Genomic DNA, 22144 nt, shown 5'->3' with positions numbered 1-22144 from the left:
GACGCGAGCGGGTTCGCACCAAGTGCGTGCGGGCACCGTTTTTGCTTGAATCCGGTGCATCACTCACCGGATTCCAGAATGAACAAACGCCAACTGCTCCAGACCTTCCTCTCCGCCTCGGCGCTCAGCTTTGGCCTTGCCGCCGGCGCACAGACGATGACGCCGATCAAGTTTCAACTCGACTGGCGGTTCGAAGGCCCGGCGGCGCTCTTTCTTCATCCGGCGGCCAAGGGCTACTTCAAGGCGGCGGGGCTGGATGTGGCGGTCGATGCGGGCAATGGCTCCGGCGGCACCGTGACGCGTGTGGCCTCAGGCGCTTACGACATGGGCTTTGCCGACATGGCGGCGCTGATGGAATTCCATGCCAACAACCCGGACGCGCCCAACAAGCCGATCGCCGTGATGATGGTCTACAACAACACGCCGGCGTCGGTCATGGCGCTGAAGAAGAGCGGCATCACCAAGCCCGCCGACCTGACGGGCAAGAAGCTCGGCGCTCCGGTGTTCGACGCCGGTCGTCGCGCCTTTCCGATCTTCGCCAAAGCCAACAACATCGGCGCGGTGCAATGGACCACCATGGACCCGGCGCTGCGCGAGACCATGCTGATGCGCGGCGACATCGATGCGATCACCGGCTTCACCTTCACCTCGCTGCTCAACCTCGAAGCGCGCGGCGCCAAGGCGGCCGACGTGGTAGTGCTGCCCTATCCCGACTACGGCGTGAAGCTCTATGGCAATGCCATCGTCGTCTCTCCCAAGCTGCTGAAAGAAAACCCGGCGGCGGTGAAGGCATTTCTCGCGGCCTTTGCCAAGGGCATGAAGGAAGTGATCGCCAGCCCGGCCGTCGCGATCGAATCGGTGAAGGCGCGGGACGGCATCATCGACAGCAAGCTCGAAACGCGACGCCTGCAACTCGCCATCGACACTGTTATCAACACGCCCGACGCGCGTGCCGAAGGCTTCGGCAACGTGAACGCCGGCCGCATGGCACTGATGGCCTCGCAGGTGTCCGACGCCTTCAATACCAAGACCCGCGTGAGCCCCGATGCCGTGTGGAACGGGACCATGCTGCCGACCGCGGCCGAGCTCAACGTCCTGAAGAAGTGATGGCCGGGACTGCGGGTCCGACCAACCAACCGGACGCCCCTTTCGTCGACTTCCAGGACGTCTGGCTCGCCTACAACGAAGAGCTGTTGCGCGCCAATCACTTCGCGGTCGAAGCCATCGACCTCAAGGTGAAGCGTGGCGAGTTCATCGCCATCGTCGGGCCTTCGGGCTGCGGCAAATCGACCTTCATGAAGCTCGCGACTGGGCTGCGCATGCCGTCGATGGGCCGCATCCGCATCGACGGTTCGCCGGTCACCGGGCCCCTCAAGATTTCGGGCATGGCGTTTCAGGCGCCGTCGCTGCTGCCCTGGCGCACCACGGTCGACAACGTGCTGCTGCCGCTGGAGATCGTCGAGCCCTATCGCTCGTCGTTCAAGCGCAATCGAAAAGAGTACGTCGAGCGCGCCCGCAAGCTGCTGCAGAAGGTGGGCCTCGCGGGCTATGAAGACAAGTTTCCGTGGCAGCTGTCGGGCGGCATGCAGCAGCGCGCCAGCATCTGCCGAGCGCTCATTCACGAACCCAAGATGCTGTTGCTCGACGAGCCCTTCGGCGCGCTCGATGCCTTCACGCGTGAGGAGCTCTGGTGCATCCTGCGAGACCTCTGGACCGAGCAGCAGTTCAACGTGATCCTGGTCACGCACGACCTGCGCGAGTCGGCTTTTCTGGCCGATACGGTGTATGTGATGAGCAAGAGCCCCGGCCGTTTCGTCGTCAAGCGCGAGATCGAATTGCCGCGTCCACGCGAACTCGAACTCACCTACACCAAGGAGTTCACCGATATCGTGCTCGAGTTGCGCAGCCACATCGGCGCTATACGGGGAAGTACAGGCAATACCGGCATCAGTGCCGCGGCCAAGTCATCGACGGTGGTGACACCATGATGAAGAACAGCAAGGAGATCGAGCGCTGGTCGCCGTGGCTACTTCTGGTCGCGGTTCTGGTGCTGTGGCAAATCATCTGCGACGGCTTCGGCGTGTCGGAGTTCATCTTTCCGAGCCCGTGGCGCATCTGGACGCAGTTCTGGGAGTTCAAGCTCATCATCGCGGGCCATGCGTGGCGCACCTACTGGGTCACGATGGCGGGCTTCGGGCTGGCGATCGTGGTGGGCGTGCTGCTCGGCTTCGTGGTCGGCAGCTCGCGACTGGCGTATGCGGCGATGTACCCGCTCATGACGGCTTTCAACGCGCTGCCCAAGGCGGCCTTCGTGCCGATCCTTGTCGTGTGGTTCGGCATCGGTGCCGGGCCGGCCATCCTCACCGCGTTCTTGATCAGCTTCTTCCCGATCATGGTCAACATCGCGACCGGCCTCGCGACGCTGGAGCCAGAGCTGGAAGACGTGCTGCGCGTGCTCGGCGCCAAGCGCTGGGACGTGCTGATCAAGATCGGCTTGCCGCGCTCCATGCCGTACTTCTTCGCTTCCCTCAAGGTCGCGATCACCCTGGCCTTCGTCGGCACCACCGTGTCCGAGATGACGGCCGCCAACGAAGGCATAGGCTACCTGCTGATCTCCGCCGGCTCGGCCATGCAGATGGGCCTGGCCTTTGCCGGCCTCATGGTGGTCGGCGCGATGGCGATGGCGATGTACGAGCTCTTCAGCGTGATCGAAAAGCACACGACCGGCTGGGCGCACAGAGGCTCGCAGAATGAGTGATCCACACGTGATCAACGAATGACCGATGAGCAGATAGCGCAAGCGTTGCGCCGGGCAGATGCAGTCGCGCGACGCGCCATGGCGATGGGCCGACACCCGTTCGGGGCAGTGCTCATCGCACCCGACGGCGAGACGGTGCTGGCCGAGCAGGGCAACATCGACACTGTCCATCATGCAGAGGCGACGCTGGCGCGCCACGCGTCGCAGAACTGGCCTGCTGACTACCTGTGGCAGTGCACGCTGGTCACGACCTTCGAGCCGTGCGCGATGTGTGCGGGCACCGCGTACTGGGCGAACATCGGCCGCATCGTCTACGGCGCCGAAGAAGCCGACCTGCTCGCGCTCACCGGCGACCATCCCGAGAACCCGACCTTGCGCCTGCCGTGCCGCGAGGTGTTCGCAAGCGGGCAGAAGGCGGTCGAGGTGATCGGTCCGGTGCCGGTGCTGGCCGATGAAATGATCGCCACGCACCGCGGCTTCTGGGATCGCAATGAAGACAAACGCGGCACCTGAGACGCGTCTGCATTGGCGTCAAGCGCCGCCGTAGCGCTCGGTCTTGATTCGCGTCGCCGGCACGTCGGCATCGACCAGTCCGTTGGCCACCGCTTCGACGAACCGGTTGGCGCCGCAGACGAACACATGACGCGGTGCGTTGTTCCAGTCGCCAAGCACATCGGCTATTGCACCGGCATCGAGCCGTCGACCCCGATCGACCAGCCGCGGCGGTCGCTCGCGCGTGGTCACGGCGACGAAATTGAGGCCGGGCCGCGTCGCTTCGAGTGCGAGCAACTCGGCGTGGAATGGAAGGTCCGCCGCAGTGCGTGCGGAACAGAGCAGCAGCACCGGCGTTGTGGTGGGCTCGGCAGCCCACGCACGCACCATCGCCATCAACGGCGCGATGCCTGAGCCGCCTGCGATCAACAACAGCGGCCCGCCATCGGCCGGTCGCCAGACGAAGTGCCCGCCGAGCGGCCCGCGCACTTCGATGCTGTCGCCGACCTCGGCGATATCGTGGAAGAAAGGCGAGACTTCACCGTTATCGAGCTTCTCGATGACGAGTTCGACGGGCCCCGCGCGGGGGGCCGAAGCGATCGAATAACTGCGTTGTGCAGCGTAGCCGTCGGGCGCAGTCAGTCGCACATCGAGGTGTTGGCCCGCCCTGTGCGAAGCCAGTTGCGACGCCAGCTGCGGAACGTCGAGAAAGAAGCTTTTGATGCGCGGCGTGAGCTGCGCGATGCGCTGTATTTTTGCCTCACGCCACGGGCCCTTCGGCTCGCTGGCTTCCATCAAGGATCGTCCGAATAGCGCTGCTGACGCCAGGGATCGCCGTATATGTGATAGCCGCGCAGTTCCCAGAAGCCGGCTTCGTCGCGCGCGGTGAACTTGAGTCCCTTGATCCACTTCGCGCTCTTCCAGAAGTACAGGTGCGGCACCAGCAAGCGCGCCGGGCCGCCATGCTCTGGCGCGAGCGGCTGGCCATCGAAATGCGTTGCGACCATGGCACGCCCGCCGAGCAGATCGGCGGCCGGCACGTTGGTGTCGTAGTCGTCGAGCGACAGCGCCAGCAGCCACGGCGTGGGCGCCGCGATGCCGGCGTCGGTCAGCAAATCGTCGATCGTCACGCCTTCCCAGCGGGTGTCGAATTTCGACCAGGTGGTGACGCAGTGGATGTCGCCTTGCCACACAGTGCGAGGCAGCGCCATGAACTCGTCCCAGGTCCAGCGCTTCAAGGGCCGCGGGCCGTCGCTCAGAGTGAACCGCCAGGCAGCCATGTCGATGCGAGGCGCCGGCCCCTTCGACAACACCGGGAAGTCATCCGTCTCGAACTGGCCCGGCGGCAAGCGGTTGGCAAAGGCCGCCGTGGGCCGTCGCCCGGTGAATCCGCGTGTAACCATGTCGATGACGTCCGGTGTTGGGTTGAATTGAAATGGGCGTTCTCTTTTGGAAGGCTAACGCTCTTCGCGCTCCCGTGCACCGATATGCAACACGCACGCCCGGCTATTGGCATGCGTTCTGCGTGTCCGAGCCCGGAAGCACAAAGACACACCATGAATTCCAACGCCGCTTTTCCTGAAGAAAACGAGCTCGACGAGCGCGATGGCCGCTATCTGCGCAAGGCGATCGTGTGGTCGCATGCGGCCCGGCGCCGCGGCAACCAGCCGTATGGTTCGGTCATCGTTTCGGCGGGCAACGAGGTGCTGGCCGAGGCCTTCAACAACATTGCTGAAACCGGCGACCTCACAGGCCACGCGGAACTCAACGCCATCCGCGCCCTGGCCGATCGCGGCGTGACGCGGGACGACCTGGCAGCCGCGACCCTCTACGCATCGGGCGAGCCCTGCGTGATGTGCGCGGGCGCCATCTTCTGGGCGGGCATCGGCCGCGTGGTGTACGGGCTCGACGCGACACGCATGCAGAAGTATCACGGCGACAGCGCCCAGCGGCGCATGAACGCGGTGTCGTGCCGCGCGGTGTTCAGCGCGTCGCCGCATGCCATCGAGTGCATTGGTCCGGCGCTGATTCGCGACGCCGGTGCAGCACACGAGGGCGCATCCGCGGAGTAGCTGCAAGCCGGCCCCGTAGACTCTCCGCATGCCTTGGCACGCCCGCCTTCATCTCGACTACCAGAACGAACAAAACCGCAGCGTCGCCCGTTTCAGGCACGACGGTCCACTACGCATCCTGCAGAGCCTGTATCCCGAAGGCGATGCGGTGTGCCATAACGTGCTGGTCCACCCACCCGGCGGACTGGTCGGCGGCGACACGCTCGACATCGACGTCAAGGTCGCAGGCGGCAGTCACGGCCTGATCACGACGCCCGGCGCATCGCGCTTCTATCGCTCCGACGGCGAGTTGGCTTTGCAACGAACGCACCTCTCGCTGGCACCGGAGGCACGCCTCGAATGGCTGCCGCTGGAGGCGATCTGCTACAGCGGCTGCCGCGCCGAGAACCACATCACCATCGATGCCGCACCCGGCGCCGAACTCATCGGCTGGGACGTGACCGCCCTCGGCCTGCCGCACGCCAACCTGCCCTTCGACCGCGGCACGCTGCTGCAGCACATCGAAGTGCCCGGCAAATGGCTGGAGCGCGGGCGCATCGACGCGGCCGACCGGCGGTTGCTCCAGAGCCCCATCGGATTGGCTGGCAACCGCTGCATGGCGTCGCTCTTTTTCATCAGTGGGTCACCCATGCCGAAGGCACGGCGCGATACCTTGCTCGACATTGCGCGCGCGTTGAGCGATGCGCACAGCCTCTGCGAATCGGTCGGCACGACCAGTCCGCAGCCGCAGGTGATCGTGCTGCGCGTGCTGGCGCCGGTTGTGGAGCCGGCTATGCAGTTGCTGCGTCAGGTGTGGCTCGCGTGGCGCGCGGAAGTGTGGGCACTGCGCGCGGCGGCGCCCCGGATCTGGGCGATGTAGATAGCTGCGATATCGCGCCGTGGCCACATCCGCTTTTGTCGTGAAGGTGCCGGCCGGTGGGAAGAGTTCAGTGTCTTTCATTTGCCATGCGCACCGCCAACGCCCATCGGCAACTGTCAAGTCCCGGATTCCGGGCATACGCTCATTGGCGCGTCGTTCCGCCAGACTTGCTCTTCCTCCAGTCGTGACGCGATCGAGGGCTCGATGTCGAAGTCGACTCCCAGTGCGCGCGCGACATCGATGTTTTCGATTGGAAGTTCCCATGTCAGGAAGACTTGAGTGCAATCCAGATCGGATGCGAAATCGGCTGCATTGAAGCCGCCGCGGTCTCGCCTGATCACCGCGTGCGGCTGGCCCGTATCGAATAACAGCACCGTGCCCCTGACCAGCGGAATGCGATGTCCGCTCACCGGGAAGTGCACGTCGAGCCCCTTGTCCTCGCTCAGGAAGAGATTGCAGAAAGCGGCACCGCCGTACTGCGCGCCGTCATGGTGGTACCTCGCGCCGCGGCACGCCATCAGCGCGATGTCACTGGTGGCGATGACCTCTTCGAGTCCGATCGCACGCGTCCAGTCCGATGCCGCCTGAACGCAGTGCCTGTAGTCCGGCCAGCGCGCACGTGCGCGCGGCAAGGGCAAAGGCTCGACATCACCGGGTTCGAGGCCCAGGCGCACAGAGATCTCTCTTTCCCAGTCGGCCATCAGCCTCCCTGAAGGCGCAGGCACATCGAGGACGGCCGACAACACGATGTCGCTCACGCTTCGGCTGCGCATCACAGAGCCACCCCGGAAATAGGAAGTAAGGCGAGTTGGATCGCGATGCAAGTGGGTGGCTTGGCTCATGGGGTTCAGTGTAGTGAGCGCAGCAAAAGTCAAAAGGCACACCAGCTACACAGGCTCTCTGCGAAACCGTCGACAAGGGCATGTGACTATGGCCAAAAGCAGGTGTGCGCGGTGTGGAGTGCCGGGCTTATACAAAAAGACTCAGGAGGAGTTTCACGACGATCATGTCGGCGTCACCCGCGCGTCCGCCACGCGCATTTTTGTCTGCCTCAGCCGCCACTGCATGGTCCAACGCGCGCAACAAGACGGTTGAAGCGTCCAACCAATGCGGGCATTGACCAACATGCCAAATACGCTCTCCCTTCTCGTCTCCCTGGCGATGATCGCCGTCGTTGTCGCCTTGTTCGTCCGAGTCAAAAAGAAACTGGGCATTGCGGAGTCGCCCAGCCCGAAGTCAATAGAGAAGCCAAGCTTTTTCCACGTCGACAAAAGCGGCGGCTTCAAGGGAATGCGAACCAGGCCGGACATCCGAGGCCGAGCGTCGGCCACTTGCTGCAAGATCGTGCCGTTCGCAATATCAAGGACAAGTCAGCATGCAAGACCTCCCCGCTTTCGCGCTAACGGCTCCGGACATCACGCCTTGGCGCGTCGGCAACACTGGCGTCGAAGGCGTCTGGCGCTTCGACAGTGGCGCGCCGGGGCGGCACGTGATGATCTCGGCGCTGGTGCATGGCAACGAACTTTGCGGCGCTTGGGCGCTGAAAGGGCTGCTTGAAGCCGGTGTGCGTCCGCGCCGCGGCCAGCTGACACTGGCGTTGTGCAACCTCGCAGCCTTCGATCGCTTCGACGCAGCGGATCACGACGCATCGCGCTTCGTGGACGAAGACCTGAACCGCCAATGGTCGCTCGAGCGCCTCGCGCAGCCTGCGACCATTGAGCGACGTCGGGCCGCAGCGCTCGAGCCTTTCGTGCGCGAAGCCGACTGGTTGCTCGACCTCCATTCGATGCATGAACCTGGACCGCCATTGACGCTGAGCGGCCTTCAGCCCGCGAACATCGAACTTGCGGTGCAGATGAAAGCCGCCGAGCACATCGTGGTCGACGCAGGGCACAAAGACGGTGTTCGCATGCGCGACTATGGCCGCTTCGGCAGTGCTGACGGCGTGGCCGCCGGTGCCCGCTCGCTGTTGGTGGAATGCGGTTTTCATGGCGACCTGCGAAGCCGCGACGTGGCGCAGGATCAGTGCCTGCGCTTTCTGCTGGCATCGGGCATCGTCGACGAAGCCGATGCTCAAAATATGCTGCCGACATGGCGGCTGCCCGACGTGGCCAAGCCGTGGATTCTGGAGGTTACCGGTGGCGTCGTCGCACGCGCCGGGGGGGTCGAGTTCGTCAGGCCTTTGAAAGGGCTGGAGGTGATCCCCGCAGCGGGCACCGTGATCGGCATGAACGGTGGCGAGCCAATCTTGACGCCGTATGACGATTGCGTGTTGGTCATGCCTTCGCTGCGGCAGGCACGGGCCGGCGTCACGGTAGTTCGCTTTGCGCATCGGCGACGCATCGTGGCGCAGGACCCGCCCGCTATCACTGGCATTAGGTAGTCCTATTCGCTTCTGCCCAGCTTCTGCGACAGAATTTCCTCCCTACCCGTACTGAAAACCACAGGAGCATCCCCATGAGTGAAAAAAGCGAAGCGAAGTGTCCCTTCAACCAGGCCACCGGCGCCGGCACGACGACCCGTGAATGGTGGCCGAATCAATTGCGCGTGGATCTGCTGCATCAGCACTCGTCAAAGTCAGACCCGCTGGGACCCGACTTCAACTACGCCGAAGAATTCAAGAAGCTGGACCTGACCGCACTGAAGTCGGACCTCACTGCTCTGATGACCGATTCGCAGGACTGGTGGCCAGCCGACTTTGGTCATTACGGCGGCCTCTTCATCCGCATGGCATGGCACAGCGCCGGCACTTACCGCATCGGCGATGGTCGGGGCGGTGCAGCCCGCGGTCAGCAACGTTTCTCGCCCATCAATAGCTGGCCAGACAACGCCAATCTGGACAAGGCGCGTCGCCTGCTCTGGCCTATCAAGCAGAAATACGGCAACCAGATCTCCTGGGCCGATCTGATGATCCTTACGGGCAACGTTGCGCTGGAGAGCATGGGGTTCAAGACCTTTGGCTTCGCCGGCGGTCGCGTGGATGTGTGGGAGCCCGATCAGGACGTGTACTGGGGTCGTGAAACCAAGTGGCTGGGTGGCGACATCCGCTATGCACAGGGCTCGCCGGGCGTCGAAAAGACGCACGGTGTCCTGCCCGCGGACGACAGCAGCGAAGTGCCGCACTCGCGTGTGCTCGAGCAGCCGCTCGGCGCGGTGCAGATGGGCTTGATCTACGTCAACCCTGAAGGTCCGGACGGCAATCCCGACCCGGTCGCCTCTGCCCATGACATCCGGGAAACGTTCAGCCGCATGGCAATGAACGACGAGGAAACCGTGGCACTGAACGCCGGCGGCCACACTTTCGGCAAGACCCATGGTGCAGGCCCCACGGAGCACGTCGGGTTCGAGCCCGAGGGCTCCCACGTCGACGAACAAGGACTCGGCTGGAAGAGCAGCTTTCGCACCGGCAAGGGCGTCGATGCGATCAGCAGCGGCCTTGAAGTCACCTGGTCGACCACACCGACGAAGTGGAGCAACAGCTACTTCGAAAACTTGTTCGCATATGAATGGGAACTGACGAAGAGCCCCGCAGGTGCGCACCAGTGGACGCCTAAGAACGGCGCCGGCGCCGGCACGATCCCGCATGCGTTCGACCCTGCGAAGCGCCTGTCTCCGATGATGTTGACCACAGACATCGCGATGCGCGCGGACCCAGCCTACGAAAAGATTTCGCGTCGTTTCCTCGCGAACCCCGACCAGTTTGCCGACGCCTTCGCCCGCGCCTGGTTCAAGCTGACGCACCGCGACATGGGACCACGCGTTCGCTACCTCGGTTCCGACGTGCCGGCTGAAGTCTTGATCTGGCAGGACCCGATTCCTGCGCTCGACCACGCCGTGGTCGATGCACAAGACATCGAAACCCTGAAGAAGAAGATCGCGGCATCGGGCTTGACCAACGCGCAGCTGGTCTCGACTGCCTGGGCGTCGGCTTCGACTTTCCGCGGCTCCGACAAGCGCGGCGGCGCGAACGGTGCGCGGATTCGGCTGGCCCCACAGAAGGATTGGGCGGTCAACCAGCCAGACCAGCTGTCGAAGGTTCTGAAAACGCTCGAAGGCATCCAGAGCGAATTCAACGGCGCCCAAAACGGCGGCAAGAAGGTCTCTGTGGCCGACCTGATCGTGCTGGCCGGCGGTGTCGGCGTGGAACAAGCGGCAGGCGGCGGCGTCGTCGTGCCCTTCACGCCGGGGCGCATGGACACAACGCAAGAGCAAACCGATGTGGATTCGTTCGCTCAGTTGGAACCGGTAGCCGATGGCTTTCGCAATTTCATGAAGGCAGGCTGGGGCGTAAGCGCTGAAGCCATGTTGATCGACCGGTCGCAGTTGCTGATGCTTACGGCGCCCGAAATGACGGTGCTCGTCGGTGGCCTGCGGGTGCTCGGCGCCAATACCGGAAACTCAAAGCATGGTGTTCTCACCAGCAAGCCGGGCACGTTGAGCAATGACTTCTTTGTCAACCTGCTCGACATGGGTACGGAGTGGAAGTCTGTCGCCGGTGCTGGTGAGCAGTTCGAAGGGCGCGACCGCAAGACGAGCGAAGTCAAGTGGACTGGCACGCGCGCGGATCTGGTGTTCGGCTCGAACGCGCAGCTGCGCGCTGTCGCCGAAGTCTACGGAAGCTCGGACGGAAAGCAGAAGTTCGTCGCTGATTTCGTGGCGGCATGGACCAAGGTGATGAACCTGGATCGCTTCGACATCGTCTGAGTTCAGCCGCGCAATCGCGTTACCAGAAGCGCCACCACGGAGCCCGCCGTGGTCGCGCGAACGCGAGCGGCGCGCCCAGTGTGCTGACGATGCCCGCGCGACGGCGCAGTTCGCTCTCCAACTCCTGCGCGCGCTCCAGCGCGTAGAAATTACCTTGCGCGGCCTTGCGTCGCTCCATGAACGCGGCCTCTGCCAGTGCCGAGTCGGTCAGGGTTGCAACATCGTTCGATCGCTGGTCCATGTACGCATTCTGAAGCACCTCCTCGGTCTCACGCGAGCACGAAGACCAGCAGCAGATTGTTCGCGGGCATCTCGTGCCTCTCACGCAACACGAGGCCGTGGCGCTGGGCCTCTGCCGCGACATCCTTCAAGCGTCGGATTCCCCAGAGCGGATTGCGGGCACGCAAGCTTTCATCGAACGCTCGGTTAGTCGGCGCCGGCGGGCTTTCGTCGAAGTACGGACCGTACGTGATGAGCATTCCGCCGGAAAGCAGATGCCGCGCTGCCCCTCGCATGAGGCCGGCGCATGCGGCGGGCGGCGCGATGTGCAACATGTTGGCGCAATAGATCGCGTCGAAGCTTTTGGTCAAGGCCGCGCCGTGCGACGGCCACTGAGGCGCCGTCACGTCGAGCAGAAGCGGCGGCCGCAGATTGGGCAGCCCGGCGTCCTCGATGCGGCTCGCCAGCGCGGGCAACATGTTGGCGTCGACGTCGGTGGGCTGCCAGACCCATTGGCGCAGAGCCGACGCGAATGCGGTGACATGCTGGCCCGTTCCGGAAGCAATCTCCAATGCACTGCCGCCCGCTCCCAAGACCCGACTCAGCGCATCGAGGATGGGTTGCTTGTTGCGGTCGGCGGCGGGGCTGTGGGGAAGTTCGATCATGGGCGGCATCTTGCAGCACGGGTTCTGCCTAGGCATTGCCGCTGCCGTTTGCCGATATCGTCGCGCCGGTAAACCAAAAAACTGTCGAGGAGAAGCCCATGCCGCTGTATCTCACTCAAGGACTGCACCGCGCTGTGCAGCAGCATCCCCGGCGGACAGCAACGATCTGCGGACCACGCCGACACAGTTACGCGCAGTACGCCGATCGCGTCGCCAAACTGGCGGGTGCACTGCAGGCACTGGGCATGGCGCGCGGCGATCGCGTCGGCATGCTGAGTCTCAACTCCGACCGTTATCTGGAGTTCTACTTCGGCTCCTGGTGGGGTGGCGGTGCGGTCAATCCGGTCAACATCCGATGGAGCGCAGCCGAGATCGCCTATTCGCTGGACGATTGCGATACCCGCATCCTGCTGGTCGACGAGCAGTTCAAAGCGGTGGGGCTCGATCTGCGCAGTAGAAGCAAGGTGCTGCAGACGCTGGTCTACGTCGGCGATGGCGAGACGCCCGAAGGCATGCTCGACTACGAAGCCATCGTGGCGGCCGCCGCCCCTGTGGCCGACGCCGCTCGCAGTGGCCAGGATCTCGCCGGCGTGATGTACACCGGGGGCACCACCGGATTTCCCAAAGGCGTGATGCTCACGCACGACAGCCTGTGTGCCAACGCATTGTCGGCACTCGGCGAAGGTCTCACCGAAGCGAGCGGCCGCGCTTTGCTGATCGCGCCCATGTTCCACATCGCCTGTGCGGCGCTGATGCTCGCCCATGCGGCCGCCGGCGGCACCTTCATCATCGCCCCGATGTTCACGCCGCTGGGCACGCTGCAGGTCATCCAGGCGCAGCGCGTGACGCACCTGATGCTCGTGCCCACCATGATCCAGCTGACCACCGACCATCCGGACGCGGCGCAGTACGACCTGAGCAGTGTGAAGGTGATGAGCTATGGCGGGTCGGTCATCAGCGAAGGCGTGCTGCAGCGGGCAATGAAGCGCTTTCCCGGCGCCGACTTCGTCCAGGCCTATGGCATGACCGAGCTGTCACCCTGCGCGACGTATCTCAGCTTTGCGGATCACAAGAGCGAAGCGGCAAAGACCGGCCTGCTGCGATCGGCCGGCCGCGCGTCACTCACGACCGAGGTGCGCGTCGTCGACCCGCTGGGCGTCGAGGTGCCGCGCGGCACTGTCGGCGAGGTGGCGGTGCGTGGTGCCAACGTGATGCTCGGCTACTGGAACAAACCGGAGCAAACCGCCGCCGCGTTGCGCGATGGCTGGATGCATACCGGCGACGGTGGCCGCATGGACGACGACGGCTATCTCTACATCGTCGACCGCATGAAGGACATGATCGTGAGCGGTGGCGAGAACGTGTACTCGGCCGAGGTCGAGAACGCCCTCAGCCAGCACCCCGCTGTGGCCGCATGCGCCGTGATCGGCATTCCCAGCGACGAGTGGGGCGAGTCGGTGCACGCGGTCGTGGTGTGCAAACCGGGCGCCAGCGCGACGACAAAGGAACTGGCGGACCATTGCCGCCAACTGATCGCCGGCTACAAATGCCCGCGCAGCACGGAGTTTCGCGATGCGCTGCCGATGACGGGCGCTGGGAAGATTCTGAAGACAGAGCTACGGAAGCCCTATTGGGAAGGCCGGACTCGCGAAGTGAATTGACAGCGCGACGTCGACGGCGCCGTACTAGGCGTCAGCTCGAGCTTTTGGGGCGGCGCACGGCGCGGACCTTTCCGCTGTCGCCGCCGCCGCAATAGAAGAGGTCGGCGCCATCGGACTCGAGTCCGCTGACACCGGTGCCGCTCGGCATCGCGAGACGGTCGAGCACGGTGCCGCTCTGCGGGTCGATGCGGCGCAATTCGCTCTCCTCGGCTTCCCAGGTACCGTGCCAGAGTTCGCCATCCACCCAAGTCACGCCGGTGACGAAGCGGTTCGATTCAATCGATCGGATCACTGTGCCCGTATCCGGATTGACTTGGTGGATCTTGCGGTCGCGGTACTGGCCGACCCACAAGCTGCCTTCGGCCCAGGTGAGCCCTGAATCACTGCCGCTGCCGGGCGCGGGGATCGACGCCACGACCGCGCCCGTCTTCGGGCCGATCTTGTCGATGCGCGTCTCGGCGATTTGATAGAGATGCGTGCCGTCGAACGCGGTGCCGGCATCGCAGGGGCGGTCGAGCGTGCATGCGGTGGCACCGTTCGATGGGTCGAAGGCGACCAGCATGGCGCCGGTGGCGGCCCACACGTTGTGGCCGTCGTGGGTCACGCCGTGCACCTTGTCGGACCCGGCGAACGGCCCGTACTCACGGACGATTTCTGCCGGGCGAACCTTGGCCGCCGGTCTCTCTTTGCTCACATTGCTATTCATGTCCGACTCCTTTTCAGCGCGCTGAAATCGGCGCCGTGAAGACAACTCTATTGAATCCGCAGCGCAGCGGGGAGTAACAAGATCGTCGTGAATCCGGTCAGCGGCGGCGCAAGCCAGCGGCGCGCCCGCGCCTGCCCGATGGCGCGCACCCTGCCCTCGGCTTCGAGCTCGGCCAGCGCACGCTGCACGGTGCGCTGGCTGGCACCCAAAGCCAGCGCAAGTGCCGACGTCGACCATGCCGCGCCATCGGACAGCAACGCCACCAGCGACGCCTGGTCGCCATCGATGGGCGGTGCCAGCACGGCAACGTCGCGCGCTCGGTGTGGTCGAAGCGCGAAGCCGCGCGCCGTGGCCTCGATCTGCGCCGATGCGCTCACCAGCGCACGCAGACGGCCGATCTCGACCCGCAACCGCGCGCGGTGCGTCTCGTCGGGGCGCCGAATGCGAAACGCGCCGGCGATCAGAGCTTCGCGGTTCACCTCGCCGGGCCATGCTTCAGCCAACGCACGCAGCAGCACGAACAGCACCGGCCGGCTGGCCAGCGGCAGCCACGCATCGCCCGCCTGCAGTCCGCGACGGCAGGCGTCGACCACCAGGGCGTTCGAGGCGAACAGCGCTGCGACCTCGTCGAGCCGCAGTGTCAGTTCGATGCCGGCGACAGCGCGCCGCGCGGCCGGACGGTCGAACGCAGCTTGCGCCTCCGCGACCTCGGCCATCAGCGCAGGCCCGCGGGCACGCGCGGCCGCTTCTTGCGCGCGCCCGAGCGCCGCATGCGCCTGCGCCACCCGCAGCGAACGCAGCGCCAGCTCGGCCGCCGTCAGTTCTGCCACCGCTGCGACAGCCGCAAAAGGCGACGGCAAAGCGCGCACGCCGAGCTGTGCCAACGCATCCGCAGCCTCGTCGAGACGACCGAGCAACAGCAATCTGCGCGCCACGATCAGGCGTGCCTGCAGCGCGTTGCCAAGATCGGTCGTATCGGCGCGATCGGCTCTCGCCTCCAGGGTGGTCGCCGCCGCGGCCAGCGAGCGCAGAGACGGGAAAGAGCTGCCAAGGTCGCGCATCGCCAGCGCCACCTCCGCCTCGGCGACGATGCAACGAGCGCGTGCCGCTTCTTCATGCACGCCGAAGCCACGCGCCGCGCGTCGCAACAGTTCGCGGGCGCGGGGGTGCTCGCCGAGTTGTGCCATCGCGATGCCGCGCAATGCCAGCGCAGGCGGGTCGTCGCGCAGGGCCACCCGCTTGAGCGCGCCGAGCGCATCGCCGGCAGCGAGCGCGCGCGCAGAGGCGGCGATCAGGGAATCCATCGCGACAGATTACGCCGCGCCGGTCCGCTGGCTGCCAAGGCCTCGACGATCAGCGGCATGCTGCGCATCATGGCGTCGATGCGCGGTGCCGATCTGCGTCGCGGTCGCAGTCATGCGTCTCGGAGGAACGCTGGCTCAGCCTTTCAACCAGCGCGCCGCTGCATCGCCAGTATCCCGAGGCTGCGTGTTGAACGCGATGGGCACGCCCGGCGCCGCCCTGTGGACGGCGTTGACGAGCACTTCGAACAGCAGCAAGCTCTCAGGCGGAATGCGAAGGCCACCGCCGATCACTACGCAGTCGTAGCTGGCGGCCGCGAGTTGACGCTCGAGCGCTGGGCCGGCGGTGTCGTCCGGGTTCACCAGGCAAAGATCGGGCTTCCAGCCACGCATCAGGACGGCGTCAGTATGACGCTCAGATCAAGCCGCCGCCAGCATCCGACGACTGCGAAATTCGGTCGCATACAACAGCGCCGCCGCAAAGATGAAGCCGCCACCCAGAAGGCACAGCGCCGTCCATCCGTGAAAGGCATAGACCGCTGCTGCGAGGCCCGACGCCACGGCCGCACACAGGAAAACGAACGTCATGAAGAGGCCGTTCAGGCGGCCGCGCAGCTCGGGTGCCAGCATGAAGATGCTGCGGATGCTCAACACCTGGCACAGCTGTACGGCAACGTCGAGCAACACGCCGGCCGCCACCAGGCCTGCGAGCGAGTGGTAGTGCACCGACACGGCGCCCAATGCGAACGACAGCAGCCCCACCGCGATGGCCCAACCAGTGGCCGGACGCGTCAGGCCGCGGTCGGCCAGACGGCCCGACCAGGGGGCGGCCAATGCACCTGCGGCACCGGCCAGTGCGAAGGCGGCGATGCCGCGCTGCCCCATGCCGAACTCGTGCACCAGGGCCAGCGGCACGGCAGTCCAGAAGGTCTGGAACCCCGCGAACATCATCCCTTGGTAGAACGCGCGCCGGCGCAGCAGCGGCGTGCGCCGCACGATGCCCGGCAACGATGCCATCGTGCGCGTGTAGCCGACGGAGCCGTGCGGATGCCGCTCCGGCAGAGCGCGCCACAACACGACGATGAGCGCGGCCATGACGACGGCCGAAATCCAGAACACGGCGCGCCATCCGAAGCCCGCTGCAACGAGGCTGGAAAACGGCCGCGCCAGCATGATGCCGGCCAGCAGCCCCGCCATGATGTTGCCGACCACCTTGCCACGCGTGGCCTCGGGCGCCAGGTGCGAAGCAAACGGAACGAGCACCTGCGCCGCCACGGCGCACAGGCCGACCACGAACGACGCCGCCAGAAAAGTAACAGCCGAATTGGACAGCGCGATGCCGAGCAAGCCGAGCACCGCCACCGACAGCATGCCGACGATGAGGCGCCGGTTTTCGACGACGTCGGCCAACGGCACCAGCAACAACAGGCCGCTCCCGTAGCCGAGCTGGAGCAACGTCATGATCAGCCCGGCCAGGCCCGCGTGCAGGCCGAGGCTGGCGGAGATCGGACCGAGCAGCGGCTGGGCGTAGTAGATGTTGGCCACGGACAAACCGCAGGCGACGGCAAAGACGAAGGTCAGGCCGGTGGTGAGTCCTTGGGGTGCGGCAGAGCTGGCGAACGACGGTTGCGACGGTTTGGCGAGCGGGGCCGCGGGTAAGGGCACTTGCGAGCTTCTTGGAGCGCTTCAGGGATTGACGCCGGGCAAGGCCGTGGCGTCTGCGATAGCGTCTGCAATGGCGCCTGCGGTGGCGTCCGGCGCACCGGCCCTGCGTTCCACCGTCGCTGTCGCGTGCAACGACGTCGGCCGGCCCGCCGCCACCCACGCATCGAGTCCTCCCGCCAGTGGCCGGGCGCGCGGCACGCCTTGCGCGGCCAGCGCGCCCGCCGCCAGGGCAGCCGACACGTCATTCGGGCAATCGCAATAGAGAACTACATCGCGCGCACCGTCGAAGGCATTCGCGGTGCGGCGATGCTGGATGTCCTTGAGGCTCAAGGGCAGTGCGCCGGGAATGCGGCGCGGGTCGATCTGAATGCTCGCGTTGCCGCGCACGTCGATGACCAGCGGTGGCGTTTCGGTGCCCATCAAGTCATATAACTCGTTCACCGAGATGCGCGGCATGCGGGTCAGTTGAATGAAACGGCGCCGTCGCCCGTATCGAACCGCCAGTGTCGCGAGCACCGCGCCCACCACCAAGAGAGTCGCGACGCCGCCGGCATCGGCCAGGCCATTCAACACGCTTTGCACACTGTCGCGAAAGGCGTAGCCCAAACCAAGAAACACGCCAGCCCAAACCAATGCCGCACCGACTTCGAACAGCACGAAGCGCAAGGACGACATGCCGAGCGCACCCGCCATCGGCGGTGCCACGACCGACACGCCGGGCACGAACTTGGCCGCGAGCAGCGACAAGCCGCCCCAGCGCGTGATGAGCGATTCGCTGCGGCGTACGCATGAATCCGGCGACAGCGAGATGCGGCACAGCAGCCGCATGAAACGATGACCGTAGCGACGGCCCGCATAGAACCAGGCCCCGTCGCCGATCAGGTTGCCGAGCACGGCGACCAGCAACGCGCCGGGCACCGACACCTGGCCGATGGACACCAGTGCGCCGGCCACCACCAGCACCGGCGCGGCCGGCACCGGCAAGCCGAGACGTGCGGCCAGGCTGACCCCGAAGATCAGGGCGAGCGCGTTCTCGATCATGAGCGTCATCAGTTGCGCCATGGCAACTCCCGCGCACGCGCGCTGATGTGATCGAGGAGGAGGACAAAGCGCTGCATGTCACAAAGATTTTGCGGCAGAAGCGAAGAACGTTCAGCGCGAAGGAAATTGCTTGCTGCTGCGGCAGCCACCGCGGCCTCGGCTTCGGTCCCGAGCTGGGCGACCAGATGGCATCGGGACAGCGCTTCAGCGAATCGCCCAACCTCCGGCAACGGGAAAGACCTGTCCGACGAAGCACGCTGCCGCTTTGCTGCACAGGTAAGCGGCGAACTCGGCGTCCTCCCTCGCGCTGACGAGTCTGCCCAGCGGCACCTCCCGCTTCATGAACTCCTGAAAGCGTGGCCTGGCCTGGACCTCGACCGGGTAGTACGTCGGGTTCTCCACGAAATTCTGGGCAATCGCGTTGATCTGCACGTTGTGCTGAGCAGCCTCGAGGGCCGCACTCAGGACGTACCCGATCTGGGCCGCGCGGGCCGCGCCGTACGTTGCCGTGCGGCGCATTCCTCGCAAGGCCGTCGCGCTGCCCATGACGAGAATGCGTCCCGACTTGCGCTCGATCATCGAAGGCAGCACGGCCCGCACCAGCCGCGGCAGCGGATCGACCAGCGCTGCAAAGGTGGAGCGCCATTCGTCGTCGGTGATGGAAACCGCTTCGGTGGACGGTGCCGGAACGGCCAGATTCGCGATCAACACATCGACTCGTCCGGCGGCCGTGACGACCGCGGCGGGCGCGGTCGGGTCGATAAGCGATTCCCGACTCGCGATGACGTCCGCGCCGTGCTCAGCCAGGACTTCGCACAACGTCGGCCCCATGAAGTCGTCCGCCTGCGTTATCAGGATCCGCAAACCGCCAAGCAGGGTGTCGGGCATTTTTGTCTTTACAAAACAGGTTGATGAGCGTGATTGTGAGCGCCAAAGCGCGGCGCGATCCGGAAACAGGCAGCGCAGACCGACGGCCTCTCCGGGCAATGCGTTGACCCGGATTCCACACCAGGATCCAGACGCCATCTACTGCTTACCGCAGCGTCACGGCCAACAACGCGCCTGCCGGCGAATGCTCGATCGCGTTCTGCAGCAGGTACGGCATGGCGCGGCGAAACCACGATGTTTCGAGCGGCGCATCGACCAGCACGTCGCCATCGATCTCGACCTGGGTGCCGGTTTCGTTAAGCCCAACCGTCGGCCAGAAGTTGTCGGTTAACCGACCGCTCTGACAGTTTCAGCCGGCGCGGCCCGTCGGGCTCACCAGTGACATCAGCAGTTTGGGCATCTCGTCGAGCAGCACGCAAAAGTCAGTGTGGTTGGACAACAAGGCATTTGTCGGCATGCCGCGCGCGGTGGCATCCGACGGGCTTTGCACGATGCAGATGCCGCCTTCCCGATGAATCGCCTTCAGGCCATCCGAGCCATCGTCTCCGGTGCCGCTCAGCACGATGCCGATCACACGTCGCCCGTACGCCGCGGCCGCCGAGCGAAACAGCGGGTCGGCCGAGGGCGCCGGGTAATCGACGACGGCCGCGTCGTCGAAGCCGAAGCGGCCGGTGGGCAGAACGACCAGATGATGTCCCTGCGGCGCCAGATAGATATTGCCGGGATGAAACTCCTCGCCATCGGCCGCGTCGCGCACCGAAAGGCGGGTGTGCTGGGCGACGATTGCAGGAAGCTGCATGCTGTCGGCGCCAGATGAAGCGCCGCCGCCCGGACCGTTGAAGATCGCCACGACGATGGCCGCAGGAAAGTTGGCGGCCAATGGCACCACGAAGCGGCACAGTGCGCTCAAGCCGCCCACTGAACCGCCGATGACGATGAGATCACGACCGACAGGCATGCTGGCTCCCGCCAAGGAGAACTGCACTATTCTTTGCGGCCTCGCGCCGGCGTGTCAACGGGAGCCTGTCACTGGAGCGCAGTCACCTTGGCGCATCGCCCTTGCGGTAGTCGGCTGTCAGCTCGTCCAGTTTCAGTTTGAGTGCGGGGTCGAGCTTGTACTCGGCCGCAGCCAGCGTGGCGTCGAGCTGCTCGGGCCGACTGGCGCCGAGCAACGGCGCGGTGATGAGCGGATTGGCCATCACCCATGCCACCGCCAGTGTCGCCAACGGCACGCCGGCTTCGTCGGCCAGCGCATGCAACTGCGCGATCGTCGCAAAGCTGCGATCGTTCCAGTAGCGGTCCTGGTACATCGCGCCGGCCGTGCCGAGCGTGAAGCGCGTCTGGTCTTCGGGCTTCGAGTCCGGTTTGTACTTGCCCGTCAGCATGCCGCCAGCCAGTGGGTTGTACGGGATGACGCCGATGCCGTCTTCGTCCGCCAGCGGCAGCAACTCGCGCTCGATCTCGCGAAACAGCAGGCTGTAGCGCGGCTGCACCGACACCAGCTTGGTGAGCTTGTGCAGCTCGGTCCGGCCGATGGCACGCGCCAGCCGATAAGCAAGGAAGTTCGACACGCCGATGTAGCGCGCACGGCCGGACCGCACGATGGTGTCGAGCGCTTCGAGGCTTTCGTCGAGCGGCGTGTGCGGGTCGTTGTGATGGAGCTGGTACAGGTCGACGTGGTCGGTCTGCAGGCGCTTGAGCGACAGGTCGATCGCGTCCAGCAGGTGCTTGCGCGAGTTGCCCTGGTCCCACGGATTGGGTCCGACCTTGTTCGCCGCCTTGGTCGCGAGGATGAACTCGCTGCGCCGGCTTTTGCCCTTGGCGTTCAGCCAGCGGCCGATGATCTCTTCGGTGCGGCCTGCCGTCTCGACCGTGCCGCCGAGCGGGTACACGTCGGCCGTATCGAGAAAGTTGATGCCACCTTCGGTCGCCTTGTCGAGAATGCGAAAAGACGTCGCTTCGTCGGTCTGCAGGCCGAAGGTCATGGTGCCGAGCGCGAGTCGCGACACGGTGAGGCCGGTGCGGCCGAGTCGGGTGGTGGGGATGCTCATGTGGTCATGATAGACACGGCGGGTGAAACGCGCTGACGGCAGCGAGGTGAGTGAACTACCTCGAAGACTTTTCGAGATTCAAGAACGGGATCGGCGCTCCGGCGTAGATGCTCGTGGGCAACGCCCCGTTCCACTTGCGCGCCTTCTCCAACTCGACCTCGATTCGACGAAGTTCGAGCACGTCCTTGTTTTGCGCCAGTGCCGCGTTCTGGATCTTCAGCGAGTCCGCCTGTGCCGTCGCGATCTTGAGCTGTGCATAGGCTTCGCCGTCTGCTGTTTTCCTCGCGGCGTCAGCCTCGGCCTCGGCCACCGCGACCTTCTGCTTTTGTTCGGACTCCACCGTCTTGAGCTTGTTGTCCGCCGCCTGCCGCAACTGTTCCTGCGTGACCTTCTCGTTGATCGCCGCCATGTACGACGGACTGAAACTGAAGTTGCGCATGTCGATGCTGATGATCTGCGCGCCGAACACTTTCATTTTGTCGCGCAGCAGGGCGCTGATGTCGGTGCTGACGCTGGAACGCTTCGCGATCAGATCGGTTGCCGTGTAGCGCGCGGTGACGGCCTTGAACACTTCGGCCGTCGCAGTCTGCACATAGCTCGCCAAGTTACCGTCATGGCTGTACTTTTCGTACACCTCTGTGACGCGGTCCAGGCTGATCGAATAGCGCACGGTCAGGCTGACATTGACCGGTTGCGTATCCAGCGTGCTGCCTTCGGCCTTTTCGACGTCGGCCTGCTCGGCTCGAATGTTGAAGTCCACCTTCTTTTCCCATGGCCAGAGCAGCACGTACCCTTCTTCCTTCAGGCTCTTGATGGCGCCGCCGACCGTGATGACGCCACGGTAACCGGTTGGCACGCTCGTGAGTGGCCAGAAGGCGACCAGCATGACCAATGCGATGACTGCGATGACCGAGTTGCGGATGTGGCTCCGCTGGATGCCTGTGGTGTCGATATTCATGGCTGAAATTCCTCCTGAGTCTTTTGTTTGAGTGACCAGCGAAGGTACCCAAGACTTTTCACTTCAGTCGCTGCCGAAGCCGAGGTTCCGCGAATTTGTGCCGC

General features: G+C 65.0%; 24 protein-coding genes. 9 read left to right on the top strand and 15 right to left on the bottom strand.

From position 1 onward, the window contains the following. Positions 1-78: 78 nt before the first annotated feature. The 4 genes from RCH10_RS16890 to RCH10_RS16875 are packed head-to-tail and all read left to right on the top strand — an operon-like array spanning position 79 to position 3271. Positions 79-1107, top strand: coding sequence for an ABC transporter substrate-binding protein (locus RCH10_RS16890; RefSeq protein WP_409053269.1), 1029 nt, complete (start codon positions 79-81; stop codon positions 1105-1107). Further along, on the top strand, positions 1107-1988 hold the full coding sequence (locus tag RCH10_RS16885) for an ABC transporter ATP-binding protein (protein ID WP_409053268.1): 882 nt from the start codon (positions 1107-1109) through the stop codon (positions 1986-1988). The genes RCH10_RS16890 and RCH10_RS16885 overlap by 1 nt, the downstream gene beginning before the upstream one ends. Beyond that, positions 1988-2758: an ABC transporter permease gene (locus tag RCH10_RS16880; RefSeq protein ID WP_323495555.1), complete on the top strand. Its 771-nt coding sequence runs from the start codon at positions 1988-1990 to the stop codon at positions 2756-2758. Before RCH10_RS16885 ends, RCH10_RS16880 begins: the two co-directional genes overlap by 1 nt. Positions 2759-2776: 18 nt before the next feature. Further along, a complete protein-coding gene (locus tag RCH10_RS16875) occupies positions 2777-3271 on the top strand; it encodes a nucleoside deaminase (protein ID WP_409053267.1) in 495 nt (164 codons plus the stop codon). Positions 3272-3289: 18 nt separating this feature from the next. Here the strand turns inward: RCH10_RS16875 and RCH10_RS16870 are convergent, their stop codons facing one another. Next, positions 3290-4045, bottom strand: a complete 756-nt coding sequence (locus RCH10_RS16870) for a ferredoxin reductase (RefSeq protein ID WP_409053266.1) — start codon at positions 4043-4045, stop codon at positions 3290-3292. Further along, complete coding sequence (locus tag RCH10_RS16865; RefSeq protein ID WP_323495410.1) at positions 4045-4653, bottom strand: sulfite oxidase-like oxidoreductase; 609 nt, start codon at positions 4651-4653, stop codon at positions 4045-4047. The genes RCH10_RS16870 and RCH10_RS16865 overlap by 1 nt, the downstream gene beginning before the upstream one ends. A gap of 153 nt (positions 4654-4806) precedes the next feature. On the opposite strand from RCH10_RS16865, the gene RCH10_RS16860 reads away from it, so the two are divergent. Beyond that, positions 4807-5322 carry a nucleoside deaminase gene (locus RCH10_RS16860; RefSeq protein ID WP_409053265.1) on the top strand — a complete coding sequence of 172 codons (516 nt, stop codon included), beginning with the start codon at positions 4807-4809 and terminating at the stop codon, positions 5320-5322. A 28-nt stretch (positions 5323-5350) separates the two neighbouring features. Beyond that, positions 5351-6181, top strand: coding sequence for an urease accessory protein UreD (locus tag RCH10_RS16855; protein WP_409053264.1), 831 nt, complete (start codon positions 5351-5353; stop codon positions 6179-6181). A 116-nt stretch (positions 6182-6297) separates the two neighbouring features. On the opposite strand, the gene RCH10_RS16850 is transcribed toward RCH10_RS16855, so the two are convergent. Both RCH10_RS16850 and RCH10_RS16845 read right to left on the bottom strand, forming a co-directional pair. After that, complete coding sequence (locus tag RCH10_RS16850; protein ID WP_409053263.1) at positions 6298-7023, bottom strand: hypothetical protein; 726 nt, start codon at positions 7021-7023, stop codon at positions 6298-6300. A 162-nt stretch (positions 7024-7185) separates the two neighbouring features. Further along, the gene (locus RCH10_RS16845; protein ID WP_409053262.1) at positions 7186-7467 is read right to left on the bottom strand and encodes a hypothetical protein; all 282 of its coding nucleotides are present in this window, start codon (positions 7465-7467) and stop codon (positions 7186-7188) included. Positions 7468-7556: 89 nt separating this feature from the next. On the opposite strand from RCH10_RS16845, the gene RCH10_RS16840 reads away from it, so the two are divergent. Further along, positions 7557-8564, top strand: coding sequence for a succinylglutamate desuccinylase/aspartoacylase family protein (locus RCH10_RS16840; protein WP_409053261.1), 1008 nt, complete (start codon positions 7557-7559; stop codon positions 8562-8564). Between the two features lie 74 nt (positions 8565-8638). Next, the gene (katG, locus tag RCH10_RS16835) at positions 8639-10885 is read left to right on the top strand and encodes a catalase/peroxidase HPI (RefSeq protein ID WP_409053260.1); all 2247 of its coding nucleotides are present in this window, start codon (positions 8639-8641) and stop codon (positions 10883-10885) included. Positions 10886-10904: 19 nt separating this feature from the next. On the opposite strand, the gene RCH10_RS16830 is transcribed toward katG, so the two are convergent. Next, complete coding sequence (locus RCH10_RS16830; RefSeq protein WP_323495418.1) at positions 10905-11126, bottom strand: hypothetical protein; 222 nt, start codon at positions 11124-11126, stop codon at positions 10905-10907. Positions 11127-11154: 28 nt separating this feature from the next. Next, positions 11155-11769, bottom strand: a complete 615-nt coding sequence (locus RCH10_RS16825; RefSeq protein WP_409053259.1) for a DUF938 domain-containing protein — start codon at positions 11767-11769, stop codon at positions 11155-11157. 98 nt (positions 11770-11867) lie between these two features. On the opposite strand from RCH10_RS16825, the gene RCH10_RS16820 reads away from it, so the two are divergent. After that, positions 11868-13430, top strand: a complete 1563-nt coding sequence (locus tag RCH10_RS16820) for an acyl-CoA synthetase (RefSeq protein ID WP_409053258.1) — start codon at positions 11868-11870, stop codon at positions 13428-13430. 31 nt (positions 13431-13461) lie between these two features. On the opposite strand, the gene RCH10_RS16815 is transcribed toward RCH10_RS16820, so the two are convergent. The 9 genes from RCH10_RS16815 to RCH10_RS16775 form a co-directional block, all read right to left on the bottom strand. Beyond that, positions 13462-14136, bottom strand: a complete 675-nt coding sequence (locus RCH10_RS16815) for a DUF6923 family protein (protein ID WP_409053257.1) — start codon at positions 14134-14136, stop codon at positions 13462-13464. Between the two features lie 47 nt (positions 14137-14183). After that, positions 14184-15440, bottom strand: coding sequence for a helix-turn-helix domain-containing protein (locus RCH10_RS16810; protein WP_409053256.1), 1257 nt, complete (start codon positions 15438-15440; stop codon positions 14184-14186). Positions 15441-15575: 135 nt separating this feature from the next. Continuing rightward, positions 15576-15830 (bottom strand): hypothetical protein, encoded by a 255-nt coding sequence (locus RCH10_RS16805; protein WP_409053255.1) that lies wholly within the window; start codon positions 15828-15830, stop codon positions 15576-15578. A 27-nt stretch (positions 15831-15857) separates the two neighbouring features. After that, positions 15858-17102, bottom strand: coding sequence for an MFS transporter (locus tag RCH10_RS16800; protein WP_409053254.1), 1245 nt, complete (start codon positions 17100-17102; stop codon positions 15858-15860). A 21-nt stretch (positions 17103-17123) separates the two neighbouring features. Continuing rightward, positions 17124-18164, bottom strand: a complete 1041-nt coding sequence (locus RCH10_RS16795) for a VTT domain-containing protein (RefSeq protein ID WP_409053253.1) — start codon at positions 18162-18164, stop codon at positions 17124-17126. A gap of 183 nt (positions 18165-18347) precedes the next feature. Beyond that, a complete protein-coding gene (locus RCH10_RS16790; RefSeq protein ID WP_409053252.1) occupies positions 18348-19031 on the bottom strand; it encodes an SDR family oxidoreductase in 684 nt (227 codons plus the stop codon). A gap of 349 nt (positions 19032-19380) precedes the next feature. After that, a complete protein-coding gene (locus RCH10_RS16785; RefSeq protein WP_409053251.1) occupies positions 19381-19989 on the bottom strand; it encodes a chemotaxis protein CheB in 609 nt (202 codons plus the stop codon). An 82-nt stretch (positions 19990-20071) separates the two neighbouring features. Next, entirely contained in the window at positions 20072-21082 is a 1011-nt protein-coding gene (locus tag RCH10_RS16780) for an aldo/keto reductase (RefSeq protein ID WP_323495428.1), read from the bottom strand. A 55-nt stretch (positions 21083-21137) separates the two neighbouring features. Continuing rightward, a complete protein-coding gene (locus RCH10_RS16775) occupies positions 21138-22040 on the bottom strand; it encodes a prohibitin family protein (protein WP_409053250.1) in 903 nt (300 codons plus the stop codon). Between the last annotated feature and the right edge of the window lie 104 nt (positions 22041-22144).

It is taken from the genome of Variovorax sp. GrIS 2.14 (assembly GCF_046115955.1).
Lineage (GTDB): Bacteria > Pseudomonadota > Gammaproteobacteria > Burkholderiales > Burkholderiaceae_C > Variovorax.
The sequence above is the reverse complement of the archived record's forward strand: the minus strand, read 5'-3'. Positions and strand labels throughout refer to the sequence as shown.